This window comes from Candidatus Thiodictyon syntrophicum (genome assembly GCF_002813775.1).
Taxonomy (GTDB): domain Bacteria; phylum Pseudomonadota; class Gammaproteobacteria; order Chromatiales; family Chromatiaceae; genus Thiodictyon; species Thiodictyon syntrophicum.
Window position 1 is genome coordinate 3,833,856 of the sequence record NZ_CP020370.1, and the last position, 19,211, is coordinate 3,853,066.

Genomic DNA, 19,211 nt, shown 5'->3' on the forward strand with positions numbered 1-19,211 from the left:
GATGGATAGCATGACCACCGATTTCCGCTGGACCTCGGGCGGCGCCACCGATCAGGGCCGCCGCCGCACCATCAATCAAGACGCCTATCTCGACCGCCCCGACCTGGGTCTCTGGGCCGTCGCCGACGGCATGGGCGGCCACCGCGACGGGGAGCGGGCGAGCCGGATGCTGATGGAGGCGCTGGCGCTCCTGCCGCGCCCGCGCCTCCTGGGCGCCGCGGCCGACGCGGTGCGCGGTGCACTCACCGAGGTCAACCGCGAGCTCGCCGCCGAGTCCGCCGCCCAGGGCAGCGACGTGATCGGCAGCACCATCGTGACCCTGATCGCGCTGGGCGATCACTGCGGCATCCTGTGGGTCGGCGACAGCCGCGCCTATCGGCTGCGCGCGGGCACCATCGCCCGCCTCACCCGTGACCACACCCAAGTCCAGACCCTGGTCGAGGCGGGGCTCCTGACCCCCGAGCAGGCCGATCACCACCCCTATTCCAACGTCCTGGCACGGGCGATCGGCGCCGAGGCCCGGGTGGAGATCGACCTGCGCGTCGAACCCCTGCGCGCCGGTGACCGTTACCTACTGTGCAGCGACGGCCTGGACAAGGAACTGAGCGACCCGCAGATCGCCGCCCTGCTCGGCGGCGCGGACCCCGCGCAGGTCGCGCGCGCGCTGGTCGAGCATGCCTGCACCGCCGGCGGGCGCGACAACGTCACCGCGGTCGTTGTCCGCTTCGATGCACCCGCTGACTGATACCGGCAGGCGCGAGGGCGCGGACCATCAGGCGTCCGGGGCGCTGGGCGCACCTTGAACCCAGAAAGAGCAGTTCTCTCACAGAGACACAAAGATCACAAAGATTCGCAAAACGATATGTCGCGACGGGGTCACCTGCGTGGTGATCGGCTCAACGCCTTCAATGATCTGTTTTTCTTTGTGTTCTTTGTGTCTTCGTGTCTTTGTGAGAGCAATTTTCGGATTTAGGCCGAGCGGCTGCGCGCGGGCACTGTGGTCAGGGTCGCGGGCGGCGCCATGGTGCGCACGGCGCACCCTACGGCTGCGGTGCGGCCACTGATCCGGGCACTGCCGTTACGCGATCCCGGCCCTGGTCTTGCCAGGCGCCGAAGGCCGCGGCCAATACGGCCTGCGCCTGGGCCTGAATGCCAGGGCGCTCGGACTCACGCGGACCGGCGCAGTTGAGTACCCGTACCTGATTGATGCGCAGCCAGGCCGCCAGCTCGGCCACCGCGACCGGGTGGTCCAGGTCGCGCAGCAGCAGCGGGCGGCCCAGGCGGCGGGCGATCTGGGCGGTGAGCCGGGTGCCGCCGGCCAGTTCGCCCTGGTGCAGGATCAGGGTGGCATCGCTGTCGCGGACGTTCCACTCGGTGCGCGACTCATCGTCCGCGCCCGGGGTCGGCGTCAGTGGGTACGCGTCCGGGATGGGTCCGTCCTCCGCCCGACGGCCGGCGGGGCACCAGCCGCCGACCGGCAGACCCAGCGCCAGGGCCGCGTCCAGGGCCGCCCGGTCGACCCCGGTCTGACCGCCCGCGATCACCCGCCGGACGGCGCTGTCCGCGCCGTCGCGGTGGTGCAGCGCGGCCAGCAGGGCGCGGTCCTGGCGGGCGAAATACTGATCCTCCTCGGCCCGCTCTTTGAGTTTGAGTTTATCCACGAAGCCGCTCATGGGTGCCTCCGCTGACAGGTGGACCGAAACGCCGCGCCCGCCCGGTCCCGGCAAGGGCAGATCCCGGGGGCGCTCCCTCAGTGTAGATGCCCGGTTGACGGTGCGCACGCGAGGGTCGCGATGCGGCGGCCGTCGACTTCGCCTATCTTGCGCGAGCGCATGTTGTTCAACCGCCTGGCCGAGGGCTCCATCGACCTGCCGCCCTTCGCAGTGCAGGCGCGCATCAGCAAGGCCCTGGCGGAGTTGCGCCGCCTGCGCGCCCAGGCCCTCGCGCGGGCGAGGGAGGTTGGAGGAGCTGTCGGCCCTGCTCCTCGAGCGGGCGTTCTCCTCCTGAAACGTTCGCGGTAATCCGAACAACCAACGCGGCAGACCAACTGGCTCCTTACACTATGAACACCCTGCGCCGCTTCTGCGCCTCTGACACAACCGTCCCAGCCGGGACCTCCTGGTATCTCGCCGACCTGGGCGAGGCCCGCGGTCAGCAGGCGCTGTTCACGCGCCAATCGCCGCAGCGCTTGAAGGCCCTGCGGGAGCACGCCTTGATCGAGAGTGCGGTATCGAGTAATCGCATCGAGGGCGTGACGGTAGAGCACGGCCGGGTACGCGAACTGATCCTGGGCCAGCCGTTATTGCGTGACCGCGACGAAGAGGAGGTACGGGGGTACCGCGATGCCTTGACTCTGATTCACGAGGGTGCCGCGGGGCTGGACCTCAGTGATGCGACAATTCGCAAGCTGCATCGGCTGACCCGGGGCGAGATTTGGGACGCCGGCAAGTATAAGGAAAAGGATGTCGACATCATCGAGCGCTATCCGGATGGCGACGAGCGGATTCGCTTCCGCACGGTACCCGCGGCTGAAACCCTGGGCGCCATGAGCGAGCTGCTAGCCGACTGGCAATGTTGCTTGGATGAACGCTGGATTCACCCGCTGATCGCGTTAGCGGCATTCAACCTGGACTTTCTTTGCATCCATCCGTTCCGCGATGGCAACGGGCGCGTGTCGCGCCTGCTGTTGCTGCTCCAGTCTTACCAACTGGGCTACGAGGTGGGACGATATATCAGCCTGGAACGACTCATCGAACAGAACAAGGCGCGCTACTACGAAACCCTGGAGCAAAGCTCCCAGGGGTGGCACGCGGGCAAGCACGACTCATGGCCTTACATCAATTATCTGTTCTACATCCTCAAGACGGCCTACCGTGAATTTTCCGAACAGCTGGGAGAGATCAAGTCGCCGCGCGGGGCCAAGACCGATCAGGTTGTTATGGCGATCAGGGGGTTGTCTGTCGAGTTCACCCTGAGTCAATTGGAGCATGCCTGCCCGGGCGTCAGCCGGGACATGATTCGGCGCGTCCTGCGCGACCAGCAGGCGGCCGGCGTCATCGCGTGCCGCGGGCGCGGGCCGGCGGCCCGGTGGCAGAAGAAGGGGTAATAACGGCTAGTGAGGGTAATAGAGGGGGTAATGACTCGATGCAACGGCTCAGAAGCCGCCCGCGTCTGGCCCCAAAGCTGGTATGTCACGCCCCTTCGGGGCTCTTGCGCTCCATTTTTGTTCACATTTTCAGCGCCTTCACGTAATAAAGCTTCCGGACTGGATACCCACCATGCCCCGCCCTCCCCAGAAAAAGACCGCGCCCAAGTCCATTGCCTCCCTGGGCTCCCTGTCCGCCTTCGTAAAGGGCGTCTGCGACGTGATGCGCCGCTCCAATTGCGCGAGCGCACTGCAATATGTCCCGGAGCTGACCTGGATACTGTTCCTGCGCATCCTGGACGCCCAGGAGTCGCGGGAGGAGGCGGCGGCGGCGATCCAGGGTCGGGACTTCAGCCCCGCACTGCGCACGCCCTACCGGTGGCAGGACTGGGCGGCGCCCTACTCCGACGCCCCGGACCACCCGCGCACCAGCGACGGCAAGGCCCAGGGCTGGAAGCGCCACGAGTTGTTCGCCTTGGGCGACGAACACCTGATCGGGTTCATCAACAAGGCCCTGCTGCCCCAACTGCGCCGGCTTGACCTGCTGCCGGACGGGCGCCCCAATCCGCAGGCGAGCCGCAAGCAGCGCATCGTGGGGCGCATCATGACGGCGGTCGAGCGGGTGCGGGTGGACTCCGAGACCAATCTGGGCGAGATCCTGGACCGGGTGCACCGATTGAGCATCGACCATATCGAGGACACCCATTTCTTCACCCTGTCGCAGGTCTATGAAGACCTGCTGCTCAAAATGGGCGAGAAGAATTCCGACGGCGGCCAGTTCTTCACCCCGCGTGAGGTGATCCGGGCCATGGTCCATACCCTGGACCCCCAGCCCGGCGAGACGGTCTATGACCCCTGTTGCGGCACCGGCGGCTTCCTGGCGGAGGCCTATGAGCACCTGGCCCGGCGGCTCGGCGAGGCACCGGCGGCCACCGCGCTCGAACGCCTCAAGCACGACACGTTCTGTGGTGCGTCCTGAGCCTGCCGGGCGGGGTCTTCACCACCGCGGGGGCGGGCGTGAAGACCAACCTGCTCTTTTTCACCAAGGGCCGGCCGACCCGCCGGACCTGGTATTACGACCTCTCTGGGGTGCGGGTGGGCAAGAAGCAGCCGCTCACCCTGGCCCATTTCGGTTTCGGCCGCGACGGAGAGGTCCTGGACGACGCGGCCCTACCGGCGAGCCTGCTCCAACTGCTCGCCGAAGAGGCGATCGAGCCGCACGCGGACCCCGGCCCCCTGCCCGGGACCACCGACCAGGAGGTCGGTGCGCCCTTCCCCAGCTTCGCCCGCCTGCTGCCGACGCGCGGCACCCCGGCGGCCGACAGCGGCCTGTCCTGGACCCTGGACATCGAGACCAGGAGGGACCAGGCGCGCGCGGCGATGGCCCCCCACCTGGCCGAGGCCGAGCGCCGGCGCGCCCAGGCAATCCACTGGCGGGCCAAGGCCGCGGCGCTGCGGCGGGACAAGACCCAGGGGTTGGAACTCGCCGCGACCCTCGCCCACTTGGCTGACGCGGAGCGGGAGGCGCGCGAGGCCCAGACGCGGGCGGATGCCATCGATGCGGCGGTCTTCGACCTGAAGGCAGTCAACCCCCGCGCCCGCGGCGGGCAGGACAGCCGCTCGCCGGAAGCGGTCTTGACCGTGATCGCGGCGCATCAGCGTACGATCGACTCGGCATTGACTCGGCTCGCTGGTTTATTGACAGACTCCGACTTGACCGGTGCTGCCGAAGGCCCGATCGATCAATTCTAAGGATCAAGCGGAAAACCGGTCAATGAGGACACCGTGGCGCAGCCCCCGGTCGCTGACCTCGAGCTGGTCCTGCCTGAACTTGTCGAGCAGCGTGCGCACGATCAGTGCACCGGCCAGGATGACGTCGGCGCGACCGGGCTGCAGGCCGGGGACGGCGGTCCGCCCGGCGCGGTCCAGGCCGGCATAGAGTGCAATCTGGCGCTCGATCTCGCCGCGGGTGAGGATGGCGCCCTGGATCAGGTCCGGGTCATAGCGGGTCATGCCCAGGCTCACCGACGCCAGGTTGGTGACGGCACCGCCCATGCCGACCAGGGCGTCGGGCGGCGCGCTCTGGTCGAGCCGGGAGAGTTCGCGGGCGATGGCGGCCAGGGCCGCGTCCAGGTGGTCGCGCTCGACCGGGGCGGCCAGCCCGAACTGCTCGGTGATGCGCACGGCGCCCAGGTCCAGGCTGAAACGCTCAAGCACCCGCCCTCCCCGCCCGATGGTGACCTGGGTGCTGCCGCCGCCGGTGTCGAAGACGGCGACCGCGCCGTCCGGCAGGCCGACCCCGGCCTGCACCGCGAGGTAGGCGAGCCGGGCCTCCTCGGCGCCGTCGATGACCTCGATCGTCAGGCCGCACTGCTCCCGCACGGCGGCGATGAAGGCGTCGCTGTTGCCGGCGTTGCGCAGGCCCATGGTGCCCAGGGCGAGGGTCTGCGCGACCCCGGCGGCGCGCGCCTGCGCGGCCATGGCACAGACGGCGGCGAGGGTCCGGTCCCAGGCGGCGGGGGCGATGAAGCCGGATTCGCGCAGGCCCTCGCCCAGGCGGGTGACCTCGCCGCGGTCCAGGACGCGCTGCCAGCGGCCGGCGGGGTCACGCTCGCCGATATGGAACTTGACCGAGTTGGTGCCCAGGTCGAGGACGGCGATGCGCAACGGGAGCGCTGCCGCGCCCAGGCCAGGCGCTGTGGCCACCAGGGACTTGAGGCCGCGGGGGTAGCTCTGGTTGGGCAGGTCCGCGAGCCCGAGCCGTTGCACCAGGGCGAGCACCGCCGCGGGGTCCTCGGACTCCACGGCCAGGGTCTGTGTCTGCGCCCCGCCGGCCGCGACCCGGGTCAGTTCGCTCATGCAGCCGTCCACCCGGTAGCGCGTGCGCTCCTTGTGGACGGCGAGCACCCGCAACTGAGGCTCCGGCGCGATCAGCTCCCGGGTCAATTCGTCCAGACTGTAGGCGGCGCGTGCGAGGGTCGGCACGGGCAGCCCCAGGGCCGCGAAGACCTGGCCCAGGGTCGCCGCGGGCAACGGGAAGCCGGCCTTGAGGACCGGGCGCCACTGCTCCAGACCGGCCCGGTCGGTCTGCTCCAATTGCTTGATGTCCATCAGGTCGTCCCGGACTTTGACGTTGGCATCGCCGTGGCTTGAGAGCAGATAGACCTCGTCGCTCGACTGGACCGGGGGCGCCGCCGCGTCGGCCAGGGCGGCGAGGCGGGCGCCGGGCGCGCCGAGCCCGGCGCCGAAGGTCCGCCACTCCCATCGGGGGACTGGGGTACTCATGGCTGGTTCGCGAGCGCGCGCTCGGCGTCCGGTACCAGCGTCTGCGCCGCCGCCGCCGCGCGCAGGGCCGCGGCGTGGTGCTCCAGGGCCCAGCGGGTCTTGGTCTGCTGGGCCGCATCCCGCTCGGCGCCGACCTCGGCGAGCAGGGCCATGAAGCCGCCGATGGCCACCGCCGCCTGGACCGCCGGGGCCTTGATCGACAGCTCCATGAGGCGCGCGCCATCGGAGCGCTTCCAGAGTTCCGCGGTGATGGGCCAGGGACAGGCCGGCGCCGTGAACTTCCAGCGGTGCGCCGCCAAGGGGCCGAGGATGGACAGTGAGTCGTAGTCGATGGGTTGCCGCCCCATGGCAGCCAGAAACTCATCCTGCCCCTTGGTGAACAGCTTGCCGATCCCCTTATTGCCCGCGATCACTTGCTTGATCAAGCCCTTGGCCACCGGTTCAGTGAGCGACGCCGATTTGGTCACGCCGGTCTCGCTGGCGTCCGCCTCCAGCTTGAAGCCCTCATGGGCGCGCCAGGTCGCCGACACCTCGCTCGGATTCACCGGGCGGAACTTGACCGTGCTGTCGTGCTGGTCCCCGATGATGCGCCGTGCCCGGGCGATGACCCCCGCCTCGAACAGGGCGAGATCGGGGGTGTCGAAGAAATAGATGAAGCGCTCCTCGTCATTGTCGATGCTCAGGGCGTAGCGGTTCAGCGCCTCCTCGATCTGAGCGTCCGGGATCGTGACCTTGATCTCGATGGCATCGACACCGGCAATCTCGCGGGCGACCTGCTCGCGGGTGGCAGCGCCTCTTTCGGCAGTGGCTTTCATCGTGTTTAGTCTCCGTGGTGGCAGGTGGGGTAGCGTGCGAACTGGTACCGGGAAGCCCAGCCCCCGATCCCATTGAAGGATAACCGTGGCCGGGAAAAATGGACAGGATTGACAGGATTTCTCAGGATTAGCAGGATGTCTTGTTGCGGCACGTCGTACCCGATTCATCCTGTTAATCCAGCAGAATCCTGTTAATCCTGTCTAATTTCCTGGCTCGTGCTCGCTCGCCGAACGGGTGTCGGCAATCTTGCTTTGCGGTACTCGAGACGGGCGGCGCCCGCCGATGGGTACTGGGCCACGGGACGGAACATGGCCGCTCAGCCAGGGGGCTGCTCCCGGCAGTCCATGCCGGCAGCGGCGAGCCCGGCGCGCAGTGCGGCCATGGCCGGCCCCAGGTCGCACCGCCCGCGCAGCCCCAGCAGGATGTGGGGATCGGCCCCGATATGGGGCAGGCTGAAGGGCTTGACCCCGGGAAAACGGCTACCCAGGGCCAGCATCAATGGAATCAACTCGCTCTCCGGCACCCCCAGGACCTCCAGCGCCGCCTCCCGCAGGGGCTCGGCGCGGTCCTGATAGTGCCCAAGCACCCATTGCGCCATCGGCCAGGCCATCTGTGGGAAACCCGGCAGAAACCAGTGTTGACGCAGTGAAAAGCCGGGGATCTGGTTGTACGAATTGGGGATCAGGTCACAGCCCGCAGGCAGGTCTGCCATTAAAATGCGGTGAGGGTAGGCGGTAGCACCGAAGCGCCCCTCGATCAGGGCGCGCGCCCCCGGGTGACGCACCAGGTCCAGGCCGGCCGCCGCGGCGGCGCAGGCACGGGTATGGTCGTCCGGGGTGGCGCCGATGCCGCCGCAGACGAACACCGGCACCCCCAGGCCGAGCGAGATGCGCAACTGCCCGGTCAGTACCTCGGGGTCGTCCGGCAACAGCCAGTGCCAGGCCAGACAGTGCCCGCGCGCGGCGAGCAGTTGCTTGAAGAACGGCAGGTGCGCATCCGTGCGCAGACCGTTCAATACCTCGTCGCCGATGACGATGAGGCCGAAACCGGGCGCACCAACGCCGGATTCTGCTTCCTTATCCATTGGTTATCTTGCCTCTATTGGTGGTCCGAAATGTCCTAATATTACTCGCTGGACGCACGTTGCGATGCAGTCTGCGATGCCGTTTTGCGATGTCGAGCGGTGCCGGCCGGGGCGGCGAGCCACTCCCGCGGGTCTCCAAACCCTCTCAAGGGGCCGACGCACGCCACAGTACAATCCGCAAGCCCCTAAAAGGGAAGGATAATAGCGATGAAAGACGCACGTCTCCGGGTCTGGTCCTACTGCCTTGCCTGGTCGCTGCTGTGCGCTCCGGCACAGTCGGCCACCTTGAGCATCGGCACCGGTGCGGCCTACGACACCCTCGCCGCCGCCTACGCCGCGGCCCGGCCGGGCGACGTGCTGGAGATAGCGGACGACCGCACCTATAACGAAAGCCTCTCGATCCTCAAGGCCGATCTGACCCTGCGCGCCGCCCCGGGGGCCTCCCCCACCATCCGCGGCAAGGGCGCCGGCCAGGGGGCGGCAGTCTTCGTGGCCGCGGACGGCGTCACCATCGAGGGGCTGACCCTGGACGGAATCGACCGCACCGGGCGGGTCATCGCCACCCTGGCGCCCACGCGCCTCACCATCCGCGACAACCGCATCCGCAACGGCGACTACGGCATCTTCGCCCTCTACACCGCGGGCGACGCCCCAGGCCTGCGCATCGAGCGCAACGACCTGTCCGCCAACAACACGGACATCTGGCTGCACAACGTCAGCGGCGGCCGGGTGGCTGACAACCGGGTCCACTCCAACTCGGGCACCGGGATCGGGCTCGGCGGCTACAGCGCCGGGGTCCAGGTGGTCGGCAATGAGGCCTATGCGGACCTGCCCCCGACGCAACTGCGCTCACGCTCCGGCATCCTCGTCAGCGGTGACGACAATCTGGTCGAACACAATGAGGTCCACGGCAACGTCCAGGGCATCGTCCTGAGCGCGAGCACCGGCAACCGGGTGGCCCACAACCGCGTCTCCGACAACAGCGCGCAGAACTTCAGCCTGAGCGGGGCACACGACAACAGACTCGACGGCAACCTGGACTTTTTCACCGGGGTCCCCTTCAAGGGCGGGCTCTCCATCCTGCTGGCCAATGCCAGCCGCAACCTGATCCTCCAGCACTCCTCGATCGGCGCCGGGCGCGGGGTCTGGTTCACCCAGACCGGGGGCGCGAGCCGCGACAACAACGTGCGCGACTCGCTGTTCAGGGGCGACCCGGTCACCGGCAAGTACGGGCTCGACGCCACCACCGGGGCACTCACCCAGACCGAACTCGACCACCTTGCGATCTCGGGCTTTCGCATCGCGGTCGGCGCCGGCCTGGCCGCCACCCACTTGAACGGCGCCGACCCACGCCTGACCGCGGATTACCACCTGGCCGGCGATAGCTGGGCCCTGAGCGCCGGGAGCGCGGGCCAGCCGGTGGGCGCCACCGGCACCGGCCCTCAGGTCCCGAGCAACCGCGAACTGGACAGCGTCGCCGACCTCAACGCCTTCACCGCCGTCAACACGCCCGCCGCGGCCCTGACCGGGGGCCTGCTCACCCTGTCCGATCCGCAGGACCAGACCCTGCGCGACGCCGGCCTCATCGACCGCGCGGACCTGCCCGGGGACCTGGACGTAATCCTGGAATACCGCGATCAGGCTCTGCCCAATCCCGGCTATCAGGCCACGCTGGCCCTGATGCTGGTGGGACCCGACTACCAGTGGGCGAGCGACCAGCCGGTGGCGCGTCTCACCCATCGCATCCACGACACCAGCGACTGGTCCTGGCACGACTTCACCCAACCCGGCGGTCCCAACTGGTACTACAACCACAGTGGGCGCTTGCAGAGTGGGCTGTTGCGCCTGACCCGGCAGTCCGGGCTGATCCGCGCCTATGCCTGGAACACGGACCATTGGCAGGCACTGGCGGGCAGCGCTCTGGGGGTCGCAAGCGGGGCGCGGCTGCGCGTCGGGGTGCGGATGCTCAACAACTGGAATGACGACTACGCAGTCCAGATCGAGCGCATCCAGGTCCAGTCGGACGCGGACGGCGACGGGCTCCTGGACGCGGAGGAAGAGGCCATCGGCACCTTCCCGGACCTGGCGGACAGCGATGCAGACGGGACCCCGGACGGCGCGGATCTCAGCCCCCGGGATGCCCGCACCGGGGTCGCCACCCCGGCCCCGCTGGTGGGCACCGCCGCGGTGCGGCTGGACTGGTACCGGGCACCGACCCAGGACCTGTTCATCGTGGCGCGGAATCTGACCGGGGCGGACGCCACGCTCGACGTCACCTTGGACGGCCTCGGCGCGACCGGCGAGGTCGTGGTGCCGCTGGAGGCGACCAGCCTGCCGCTCACCGCCGGGCACCTCACCGACACCCTGCCGTCCTTCGGCCGGCGTCTGTATCGGCTCCCGGCGGGTGTCTCGCACCTGTACCCGGCACCGCCCGCGGCGCCCTTGGTGCAGCCCCGCCAGGGACCCTGGACCCTGGATCTCAGCCGCTATGTCTTGGATCTTTACGGCGCCGAGGTCCTGCGTTACAGCCTCATGTCCAGCGACGCGGGCCTGAGCGCCAGCCTCAGCGGGTCGCAACTCACGCTGACGCCGACCGGCGAGGCCTGCGGCACCACGACCCTGCGCTTTACCGTGGTCAATGGCCTGGACGAGCAGACGCTCGTTGACCTGCCGCTGCGCACGCTCGGCAGCGCCGGACCCAATCTGATCACGAACGGCGGATTCGAGCAGGTCGGCAACACGGCGGGCCAGATCCCGGGTTGGACTTACGGCATCTGGAGCGGGGCCTCGCAACTGGACCAGGATACCCTGGCGCTCGAAGGGCAGCACGCCGCGCGCCTGCAAGGTCTGGGCACCAACAAGGCGGCCATCCGCCAGACCCTGACACTGCCGCCCGGGCGCTACCGGCTGAGCGCGCGGGTCGCCTCCTGGGATCTCAAGCCCGGTGAGTACAACCAGACGAGCCTGCTCTATCTGACCGGCGTGGGCGCCTCCGACCTGTCGCTCAAGCTGGTCTCCGGCGACCGCGACTGGAGCGTCGCGCAGCAGGTCTTCACGCTCACGCAGACGCGCAGCGTCACGCTCTATTTCTTTATCTACGGCCCCGGCTACCTGTGGGTCGACGATGTGCGGCTCCAGACCCTGGAGCCCTGCGCGAGCGACCCCGACGGGGGGACGCTGCTCGGCCCCACCGGCGACGCACTGGGCTTCCTGCCCCCGGTCACGGTCGCGGATCGCGTGCTCCAGGGCTATTGCGGCGACCCGGGGATGGCCGCGACCCGCCTGTGCCAACGCCTCGCCGGGATCGACCCGGCGAGCCTGGCCCCACCGCGCGCCGCCGCCCCCCTCACCCTGGCCGCCTTCGCCGCGCTGGCCCCGGTCGGCGACACCGCCCGCTATCTGGACCTGACCCCCGAGGTCGCGGCGGCGCCCGACTGGAGCGGCTACGACTATCTGGAGATCCGTCTCACCAACCCGGGCGCGAGCACGCTCAAGGGCATCGTCGAGATCCGCGACCGGCAGACCACGGACTATTGGTCGCGGGTGAACTGGTACACCGAGTTCGTCCCCGGCGAGCAGGTCATCCGTATCCCGCTCCAGGTCTTCGTCGGCGAGAAGTCGGTGATCAAACAGCGCCGCCGCCTGGATGTCACCGCCATCACGCGGCTCTTCGTGGACGTGCTGGAGCCCGGGCAGGTCTTTGTCCAAGACGTGCGGCTGACGCTGGAGCCGCCCTACCGGCACGACTTCGCACGCCTCATCAAGCTCGACCCAGGTACCGACACCAGCCCCGTGATGTTCGGGTTCACTGCCCTGACCACGGCCTCCGGCTATCGACCCGAATACGGCTTCGGGCTGCGCAATACCCCGGCGGCACTGCGCGCCGAGGACCGCCGCCACCCCGACGACCTGCTGCGTGACTGGATCTCGATCCCATCCGGGGAGCTCGCCGTCGACCTGCCCAACGGGCGCTATCACGTCTGGCTGATGCTGGAGGACCCCGGTTACTGGGAGTATGTGCAGAACTATGACTGGCGCTCGGTCTCCGCCGAGGGCGCCGTCAAGTATCAGCACGTCATGAGCGCGGACAACCTGTGGGCGCGCATCTTCGCCAACGCCGCCACGCAGGACCTGCCCGGCGACGACGCCTGGCAGCGCTATATCCCGACGCGCTACCAACCCGTGGAGTTCACGGTCGAGGTCGCCGACGGCCAACTCAACCTGGGTTTCGCCGCCGGGTCCTCTTTCACCTATGCCAACACCCTGTCCGCCCTGCTGATCTGGCCCGCCGCCCAAGAGGCCCAGGGCCAGGCCTTCGTGGCGGAGCTGTGGGAGCGGCTGCGGGCACACTTCGACACCGAGTATGTCCAGACCCTGCCCGCGACCGCCCCGCACCCGGTACCGGGCCCGGAGTCCGCCCCCGGCCTCCTGGTGTTCCAGCGCCACTTCGACCAGGATATCCAGGCGACCGACATCCCGCAGAGCCCGGAACTGGTCGACATCCTGGCGCTCGATCTCGCCCGCGGCGAGTTCGAGCCCCTGACGGTCGGTCTCTACGCCAAGACGAACCTCACCCTGACCCGGGCCGAGCTGACCCTGCCGGGGCTCGCCACCCAATCACTGAGCGTCCGGACCAAGTTCCGCCGCACCGCCCCCGGCGGGGTGCGCTACACGGCGCTGCCCCATCTGCTGGACGACCTGGCACTACCGCTGGAACTGCCGGCCAACCAGTCCCGGCGGCTCTGGTTTGTGGTTCAGGCACCGGCAGACGCCCAGGAGACGGAGATCCAAGGCAGCCTGCTGCTGGGCTTTGCCAACGGCAGCCAGGTGACCCTGCCGGTCATCGCGCGGGTCGCGCCCTTCGTCCTGCCACCGGCCGACATCCCCTTCGGTTGGCTGGGCGCCCTGCCCAACTACCCGTCCAGCGCCTTCCCGGGCGCGGTGGACGCCCGCGCCGTCGCAGACCTGGGCCCGTCCCTGCAACTGGCCCAGGACCACGCCATGACCTCCTTCAGCGGCGGGCGCGGCGGTCCGGCCGTCAGCGGCTCTGGCGCCGGGGGCCTGCTGCTCGACTTCAGCCGCTTCGACTCGGTGATGGGCGCGGCGGCCGGCGCCTTCCCCTTTGCCCCGCTCAGCTATGGCGGGCTGGCCCCCAGTGGTGGGCTCGGCTTCGAGGGCTATGCCGTCACGGACACCCAAAGCCGCTACGGCAAGCCCTACGCGATGGTGCTGGCGGAGGTCCTGGGCGCCGTGCGCGCCCATGTCGCCGCCCGCGGCTGGGCGGAACCGGTCTATACGGTGGGCGACGAACCGGGCGAGGCCGGTATCCCCCAGGTCATTGCCTTCGCGGACGCCATCCGCACCGCCGGGTCCAAGACCTCGGTCTTCACCAGTTTCACCAGCACGACCGAACCCAAGGCCGCGCTGGGCGCCCATGTCGATCAGGTCTATCTGTCACACCACAGCGCCGCCGCGCTGCAGGCCATCCTCGATCAGGGCCACGACTGCGGCACCTACAACCTGGGCGGACGCTATGCGCGCGGGATCTACCAATTCCTGCTGCGCAGCCTGGGCTGCCGCGCCGGCTTCTACCAATTCGCCTTCAACTCCACCCACGGTGACCTGTATTATCCGCTGGACGGCCGCGAGGACGACCTGGTGGCCGCCCTGCCCACGGCCACGGCCGGCAGGCTCCTCCCCACCCTGGACGCCGAGCGCTTGCGTGAATCGATCGACGACTTCCGTTACCTCCTGGCCCTGGAACAGGCCCTGGAAGACCCGCGCGACGCCCAGGCGGCGGCCGAGGCCCGCGCCTGGCTCGACGGCACCCTGGAGGACCTGCGGATCGGCCACCTCGAACTGGCCGACCCGCCCCTGGACGACGCCGGCCTGGACGCGCTGCGTGCCGTCGCCCGTCACTACATTCTGGCCATCCGTGGGCTTGCCGCGCCCTAGTATCGATTCCCATGACACACAACGAACAAAGGCGCCGACAAACCCTGGAACAAATCGCCGAGGTCAAACGGATATTGAGCGCGACCGAGTATGCCTTGAACCACAAAACGCCTGCCACGCTCTTGGTCACCAGCGGCGCGCGGGGAGAAGGCAAGAGTCTGTTTGCGGCAGCGCTTGCGGCAGCCGCCGCGCAGAGCGGGCGATATCGCGTGGCCGCCCTCGATCTGAATTGGTATCAACCGACGCTGCACCGGTTTTTCGGTCTTGCGCAAACCCACACCACGCAGCAGATCGGCGAGGCCGACCTGCGCGATCTGGTCTGTCAGTCCGGCGAGGATTCGCTGGACATCCTGACCGCGCCAAGCGACTTTGCCGATCAGTCGCGGCGCCATGGCCCGGCGCTCACGAGCCCAGCACGCCTGATCAGGCAGGCCAGGGACGCCTATGACCTGGTGGTGATCGACAGCGCGGCCGTGTTTCCGACCAATCGCATCATGCTGGACCCCGTGATGCTGGCGGGCATCGCCGATGGCGTCGTGCTGGTGATCCTGACTGCGGCGACCCCCAGGCAACAGGTCAGAAAGGCACAGAAAATCATGGAGGCCGCCGGCGCGAATATCCTCGGCGCCGTCGCCAACCACTGGCCGCCGGCGGCCCAGGGATAACCGCAGACAGGCGGATCGGAGTACGACAATGGGTTTTTTCCTTAAACGTTACGGCACGGCGCTACGCAGTCACAAGCAGTGGGCACTGCTGGCACTGCTGCCGCTCGCCCTCTACCTGATCGTGGCGGCCATCGCCGGTGTGACCTACCGCGTGTCACAGGATTTCGCGCCCTATTCCGCAGACCTCCCGCTCGCTGCATCCACCAGTCCAATCGCCACCATCAAACTGAACAAGGTGGTCACGGAACCGGACCTCCTGTTCCTCGACGCGGTCGCGTTGACGCAACTGCAAAAGACCCTGGGTCGCCAAACCGACGACCGCCTGCCGGTGGATGACGGCGAGTTGCGGCGCGTGGCACGCCGCGCCCTGTCACTGTCCACGACAGGCGACTCCGGGATCCGGTTGAGCTATGCGGGGAGGGACCTGGCGCTCGGACGCCTGCTCGTCGCATTCTATAGCGACCGGCTCATGAAAAGGATCGCCGACGGCGCCACCCGCGCCAGGTCGGGCCTGGCCGCGGCGCCGCCCGAGTTCCAGCCGACGGGCGCGATCGTCGTGGTCGGCGAGCGCTCAGTGTGGAGCGCCGAGCGGCGGTGGCCGGCAGCCGGCGTGCTGCTCCTTTCGTCCCTGGGCGTGCTGGCACTGATTGCCGTTTTCGAACTGGCCGACCCGTCATTCAAGTCCGAACGGCAAATCGCACGCTACCTGGGGGTACCGGTCCTGGGTGCGCTGCCGGATGCCGATCCGCTGGTCCGCACGCTCCCCGGGGTAACTGACGATTCACGAATAGTTTAGACGCAAACACAGTCGTCGTTGTCGTTGTCGTTGTCGTAATCGGAAAAGCGATGCAATTCGGAATGCGAGAGAATTCACGGCGGAGCAAAGCCATTGGTCCCACAGCCCGCCGCACCCAGGATGCCGCCTGCCAGCAGTGCGGCCTCGATCATAATCCCGGCCACTGCACCGAGTGCGAGGCCGCTGGTCCGCACAGCGGACCCTACGGGCGCGGGGCCGTAGGGTCCGCTGTGCGGACCAGCGACCTCACTCATGGCTCTGGGGCGGATTGCCCTTGAGCCGATAAACCAGCCCGGTCTTGGTCGTGCCGAGCGCCAGCCAGTTTCGCCCAGCCTGCTGTAAGGCAATGAAGAACTGCCGACAGCGTTCAATCGCCTTGTCGTGCAAGTCGTCCCGGCGCTTGAACTTGGCCTGAAATGCGAACTCGCCGCACAGGGTGTGATGGTCGCCGCGCTCACGCCAGACGGCAATATTCGACGCGGCCGTCACCCCCTTGCCGAAATCCAGCGTACCCAGGTCCTGCAAGACCTCCTCGACGATGGTCCGGTTCACCAGTTCGACCCGCTCGGCAACGGATGCCTGCACGAGCGCTAAGGCGGGGAACACCTGCACCAGGGTCCCCATCGCGGTGCGGTCGCCCTCGGGTGCCTGGCTCAAGGGAAACTGCGCGTTGTGCGAATACAGCACCCGGTACCCGCCCACCTGGTCGCGCAGCGGCAGGGCCTCGGCCTTGAACTTGATCCGGTAATTGCCGGCGATCTGCGGCCGCACGTCCAAGGCAGCGGCCGTTTGCAGATCGGGGTGGCGGAACTTGAGGACGATCTCCGGATCACCTACGCGGAAGCCGTGCTCGTAGAGGGTGCGCTTGCGCAGGATAAAGGCGTTGTTGTAGAGGCGGAAGTCGACCGTGTCCAGGAACACGACCTCGCGCAGTTCGGGGTTGAGCACCAGGCCCTGGTTCAGCACGCCGATCCCGAATTGCCGCGCCGTCTGCGCCACCAACTCGCCGTACTCCAGGAAGACCTGGGCCGATGTGAAGCGCTCCGGCTTCAGGATCAGCTTGCACTCGAGATAATGCACCTCATCGAGCGGACTCCCGTCGCTGTATTGACCCGGCTGCACGCGGTCGTCCACCCCGAGCCGCCCCGGCGTCGCTACCATTTCTGTCATTGCCGAACCTCCCCAAAAAAACTGAAAGCCGTGCCCCAGGATGCCGTATCACACTCAAATCAATGATGACAAAATCCAGTTTCCCAACCAAATTGAAAAATCGCCCAGCGGGCGATTTTTCAATAGAGGTAGATGAGGGCCACCAGTGCGATGGTCACGACCATCGTCAGCAGCAGCAGCGGCAGGCCGACCTTGACATAGTCGCCGAAACGGTAGCCGCCGGGCTCCATCACCAACATGTTGACCGGCGACGACACGGGTGTGACGAAGGCGGCACAGCAGGCGATCGACACCGTCATGGCGAAGGCCTGGGGCGACACATGCAGTGACTGGGCGGCCTGAATCGCAATCGGCGCAATCAGGACGGCAGTCGCGGAGTTGGAGATGAAGAGCCCCACCACCGCGGTCACCAGGAACAGCACCGCCAGCATCGCAATCGGCCCCAGTGACCCGAGCGTGGCGACCAGTTGGTTTGCCATCAACACCGTCGCCCCGGTCTTGGTCAGCGCGGTTGCCAAGGGCAGCATACCGGCAATCAGCACCACCGTCTTCCAACTGATGACGCGGTAGATGCTGTCCAGTTTGACGCAGCCGGTGGCGACCATCAGGAGCGCGGCGATCAGCACGGTCGCCGTGTTCGGCAGCAGTTCCAGGGCCATCACCGTGATCATCAGCGCCACAATGCCCACGGCGGCCGGCGCGCGGCCGCGCGCGGGCAGCCGCTCCTGGTATTCCGCCGGCAGCGCCAGGACCACAAAGTTCTGCCGGTCCTCCCCCAGCCGCCGGATATCGTCCCACTCACCCAAGACCAACAGGGTGTCACCGAAGTCCAGCGGCTCATCCACCAGATTCATGGTGAGCGGCTCACCGCGATGACGAACGGCGAGCACGGTGACCCGATATCGCCCGCGGAATTCGATCTCACGCAGGGTCTTGCCGATCAACTTGGATTCCGGCGCGAGCATGATCTCGGCCACCCCCAACTCCTGCAGGACCTCATAGCGCTGCCGCTCGCTCAGCGGGGGCAGTCGGATCAGGCGGTGCGCCGCAATCAGGGACTCCACCTGTGGGGCATCCGCGACGACGGTGATCGCGTCCTCGGGCTCGAAGACCGTCTCCGGCAGGGCCGGCACACCCTGCATCTTACCGTCGCGTTGCCGCTCCAAACCCACGATGACACAACCGAAGCGACTGCGCAGCCGGGCCGCGGCCACCGATTGCGCGAGCAGGGGGGAACCCGCGGGAACGCGCAGGCGGTGCCACCAAGCGGCCAGCCCATAGGCCGTGATCAGATCGACCACGCTTGCCTGACGCCCGCCGTCGGCCGCGGCGCTGCGGCTGCGACTGAGCCAGTTGCGCGCCGCCAGCATGAAGAGCATGCCCACGGCGAGCACGGCCAGACCAAAGGGCGCCCAACTGAAGAAGCCGAGCGGGGCCAGATGCTGCGCGCGCAAGGCGGCATCGACGATCAAATTGGGGGAGGACGCGATCAGGGTCATCATCCCGCTGGTCAGGGCCGCGACGGACAACGGCATCAGCATCCGCTTGCGGTTCAATCCGGTCTTGTCGGCAATCGCCAGCACCACCGGAATCAGCATGGCAGTAATCGCCGACGAACTCATGAAGGCCCCGACCCCTCCCGCCAGCGCCATCACCAGCGCGATCAGGCGCACCTCGCTGCCGGCGCCCGCCTTCAGTACCGCCTCCCCCAGGCGATGCGCGACCCCGGTGGTCACCAAGGCCTCGCTGACGATGAACATCCCGGCAATCAGGACCACCACCGGGTCACCGAACCCGGCCAGCGACTCCTGGGGCGTCAGCACCCCGCTGAGCATCAGCGCCAGCACCACGAGGATCGCCACCATATCGGCGCGCAGACGTCCCCAGGCGAACAGCGCGATGGCGCCCGCCAGGATGCCGAACACGATCATCATGTGGTCGGTCATGCCCGTCCCCGCGCCTGAAGCCGGGCCGCAGGGGCCCCGTGCTGCCTACAGCTTCTTTTCAAGCTTCTTGATCTCGGCCTTCAGCTTGTGCCGGAAGGACCCCAAATACGCAATACCTGGTATGCATGAGTCACTCCGTCAACAGTTTTCGTTCGGGATGACGCTCGGGTACGCGAACTCTGGCTGGCCTTGGTTCGACGACACCGCCCGCTGATTATATCCTGCCTGCGACTGCGCCGGCGTGGTGTGTTGGACCCCAACACCAGTTTCGTTGTCGTTGTCGTTGTCGTAATCGAGGCTTTCGTAGCGCCCCGAATTCTCTCGCCCCCCCAAAGCACGTCGCTTCTCC

Annotated in this window: 14 protein-coding genes; 7 read left to right on the top strand and 7 right to left on the bottom strand. The window is 67.9% G+C overall.

What is annotated here, in order from left to right; all coding sequences use genetic code 11:
- The first annotated feature begins 10 nt into the window (after positions 1-10).
- Complete coding sequence (locus THSYN_RS16050; RefSeq protein ID WP_100920028.1) at positions 11-745, top strand: PP2C family protein-serine/threonine phosphatase; 735 nt, start codon at positions 11-13, stop codon at positions 743-745.
- 295 nt (positions 746-1,040) lie between these two features.
- Here THSYN_RS16050 and THSYN_RS16055 read toward each other — a convergent pair whose 3' ends face one another.
- Entirely contained in the window at positions 1,041-1,673 is a 633-nt protein-coding gene (locus THSYN_RS16055; RefSeq protein ID WP_100920029.1) for a putative molybdenum carrier protein, read from the bottom strand.
- Positions 1,674-2,062: 389 nt separating this feature from the next.
- Between THSYN_RS16055 and THSYN_RS16065 the strand changes: the two genes are divergently transcribed.
- The 3 genes from THSYN_RS16065 (at position 2,063) to THSYN_RS35370 (ending at position 4,897) form a co-directional block, all read left to right on the top strand.
- Positions 2,063-3,106, top strand: coding sequence for a Fic family protein (locus tag THSYN_RS16065; protein ID WP_100920031.1), 1,044 nt, complete (start codon positions 2,063-2,065; stop codon positions 3,104-3,106).
- Positions 3,107-3,278: 172 nt separating this feature from the next.
- Positions 3,279-4,124: a class I SAM-dependent DNA methyltransferase gene (locus THSYN_RS35365; protein WP_216644548.1), complete on the top strand. Its 846-nt coding sequence runs from the start codon at positions 3,279-3,281 to the stop codon at positions 4,122-4,124.
- Between the two features lie 38 nt (positions 4,125-4,162).
- Positions 4,163-4,897 carry an SAM-dependent methyltransferase gene (locus THSYN_RS35370; RefSeq protein ID WP_216644549.1) on the top strand — a complete coding sequence of 245 codons (735 nt, stop codon included), beginning with the start codon at positions 4,163-4,165 and terminating at the stop codon, positions 4,895-4,897.
- Positions 4,898-4,900: 3 nt separating this feature from the next.
- Here THSYN_RS35370 and THSYN_RS16075 read toward each other — a convergent pair whose 3' ends face one another.
- The 3 genes from THSYN_RS16075 to THSYN_RS16085 form a co-directional block, all read right to left on the bottom strand.
- Complete coding sequence (locus THSYN_RS16075) at positions 4,901-6,430, bottom strand: Ppx/GppA phosphatase family protein (RefSeq protein ID WP_100920032.1); 1,530 nt, start codon at positions 6,428-6,430, stop codon at positions 4,901-4,903.
- Positions 6,427-7,245: a CYTH domain-containing protein gene (locus THSYN_RS16080; RefSeq protein WP_100920033.1), complete on the bottom strand. Its 819-nt coding sequence runs from the start codon at positions 7,243-7,245 to the stop codon at positions 6,427-6,429. The genes THSYN_RS16075 and THSYN_RS16080 overlap by 4 nt, the downstream gene beginning before the upstream one ends.
- 317 nt (positions 7,246-7,562) lie before the next feature.
- On the bottom strand, positions 7,563-8,330 hold the full coding sequence (locus THSYN_RS16085; protein ID WP_100920034.1) for a competence/damage-inducible protein A: 768 nt from the start codon (positions 8,328-8,330) through the stop codon (positions 7,563-7,565).
- 207 nt (positions 8,331-8,537) lie between these two features.
- Between THSYN_RS16085 and THSYN_RS16090 the strand changes: the two genes are divergently transcribed.
- From THSYN_RS16090 to THSYN_RS16100, 3 genes are all read left to right on the top strand, one after another.
- Positions 8,538-14,285 carry a right-handed parallel beta-helix repeat-containing protein gene (locus THSYN_RS16090; RefSeq protein ID WP_100920035.1) on the top strand — a complete coding sequence of 1,916 codons (5,748 nt, stop codon included), beginning with the start codon at positions 8,538-8,540 and terminating at the stop codon, positions 14,283-14,285.
- A 122-nt stretch (positions 14,286-14,407) separates the two neighbouring features.
- Entirely contained in the window at positions 14,408-14,950 is a 543-nt protein-coding gene (locus THSYN_RS16095; protein WP_172965296.1) for a CpsD/CapB family tyrosine-protein kinase, read from the top strand.
- 28 nt (positions 14,951-14,978) lie between these two features.
- Positions 14,979-15,746, top strand: coding sequence for a hypothetical protein (locus tag THSYN_RS16100; protein WP_100920037.1), 768 nt, complete (start codon positions 14,979-14,981; stop codon positions 15,744-15,746).
- A 74-nt stretch (positions 15,747-15,820) separates the two neighbouring features.
- Here the strand turns inward: THSYN_RS16100 and THSYN_RS35375 are convergent, their stop codons facing one another.
- From THSYN_RS35375 to THSYN_RS16110, 3 genes are all read right to left on the bottom strand, one after another.
- Positions 15,821-16,000 (bottom strand): hypothetical protein, encoded by a 180-nt coding sequence (locus tag THSYN_RS35375; RefSeq protein ID WP_157817725.1) that lies wholly within the window; start codon positions 15,998-16,000, stop codon positions 15,821-15,823.
- On the bottom strand, positions 15,993-16,916 hold the full coding sequence (locus THSYN_RS16105; RefSeq protein WP_216644550.1) for a hypothetical protein: 924 nt from the start codon (positions 16,914-16,916) through the stop codon (positions 15,993-15,995). Before THSYN_RS16105 ends, THSYN_RS35375 begins: the two co-directional genes overlap by 8 nt.
- A gap of 119 nt (positions 16,917-17,035) precedes the next feature.
- Positions 17,036-18,862, bottom strand: coding sequence for an SLC13 family permease (locus tag THSYN_RS16110; RefSeq protein ID WP_100920039.1), 1,827 nt, complete (start codon positions 18,860-18,862; stop codon positions 17,036-17,038).
- Positions 18,863-19,211: the final 349 nt, after the last annotated feature.

Excerpts from the sequence above, each read along its gene's own strand:
- THSYN_RS16050 (WP_100920028.1), top strand. The coding sequence starts at position 11 with ATGACCACCGATTTCCGCTGGACCTCGGGCGGCGCCACCGATCAGGGC.
- THSYN_RS35365 (WP_216644548.1), top strand. The coding sequence starts at position 3,279 with ATGCCCCGCCCTCCCCAGAAAAAGACCGCGCCCAAGTCCATTGCCTCC.
- THSYN_RS16075 (WP_100920032.1), bottom strand. The coding sequence starts at position 6,430 with ATGAGTACCCCAGTCCCCCGATGGGAGTGGCGGACCTTCGGCGCCGGG.
- THSYN_RS16065 (WP_100920031.1), top strand. The coding sequence starts at position 2,063 with ATGAACACCCTGCGCCGCTTCTGCGCCTCTGACACAACCGTCCCAGCC.
- THSYN_RS16080 (WP_100920033.1), bottom strand. The coding sequence starts at position 7,245 with ATGAAAGCCACTGCCGAAAGAGGCGCTGCCACCCGCGAGCAGGTCGCC.
- THSYN_RS35375 (WP_157817725.1), bottom strand. The coding sequence starts at position 16,000 with ATGAGTGAGGTCGCTGGTCCGCACAGCGGACCCTACGGCCCCGCGCCC.
- THSYN_RS16085 (WP_100920034.1), bottom strand. The coding sequence starts at position 8,330 with ATGGATAAGGAAGCAGAATCCGGCGTTGGTGCGCCCGGTTTCGGCCTC.
- THSYN_RS16055 (WP_100920029.1), bottom strand. The coding sequence starts at position 1,673 with ATGAGCGGCTTCGTGGATAAACTCAAACTCAAAGAGCGGGCCGAGGAG.
- THSYN_RS16105 (WP_216644550.1), bottom strand. The coding sequence starts at position 16,916 with ATGACAGAAATGGTAGCGACGCCGGGGCGGCTCGGGGTGGACGACCGC.
- THSYN_RS16100 (WP_100920037.1), top strand. The coding sequence starts at position 14,979 with ATGGGTTTTTTCCTTAAACGTTACGGCACGGCGCTACGCAGTCACAAG.
- THSYN_RS16090 (WP_100920035.1), top strand. The coding sequence starts at position 8,538 with ATGAAAGACGCACGTCTCCGGGTCTGGTCCTACTGCCTTGCCTGGTCG.
- THSYN_RS16110 (WP_100920039.1), bottom strand. The coding sequence starts at position 18,862 with ATGACCGACCACATGATGATCGTGTTCGGCATCCTGGCGGGCGCCATC.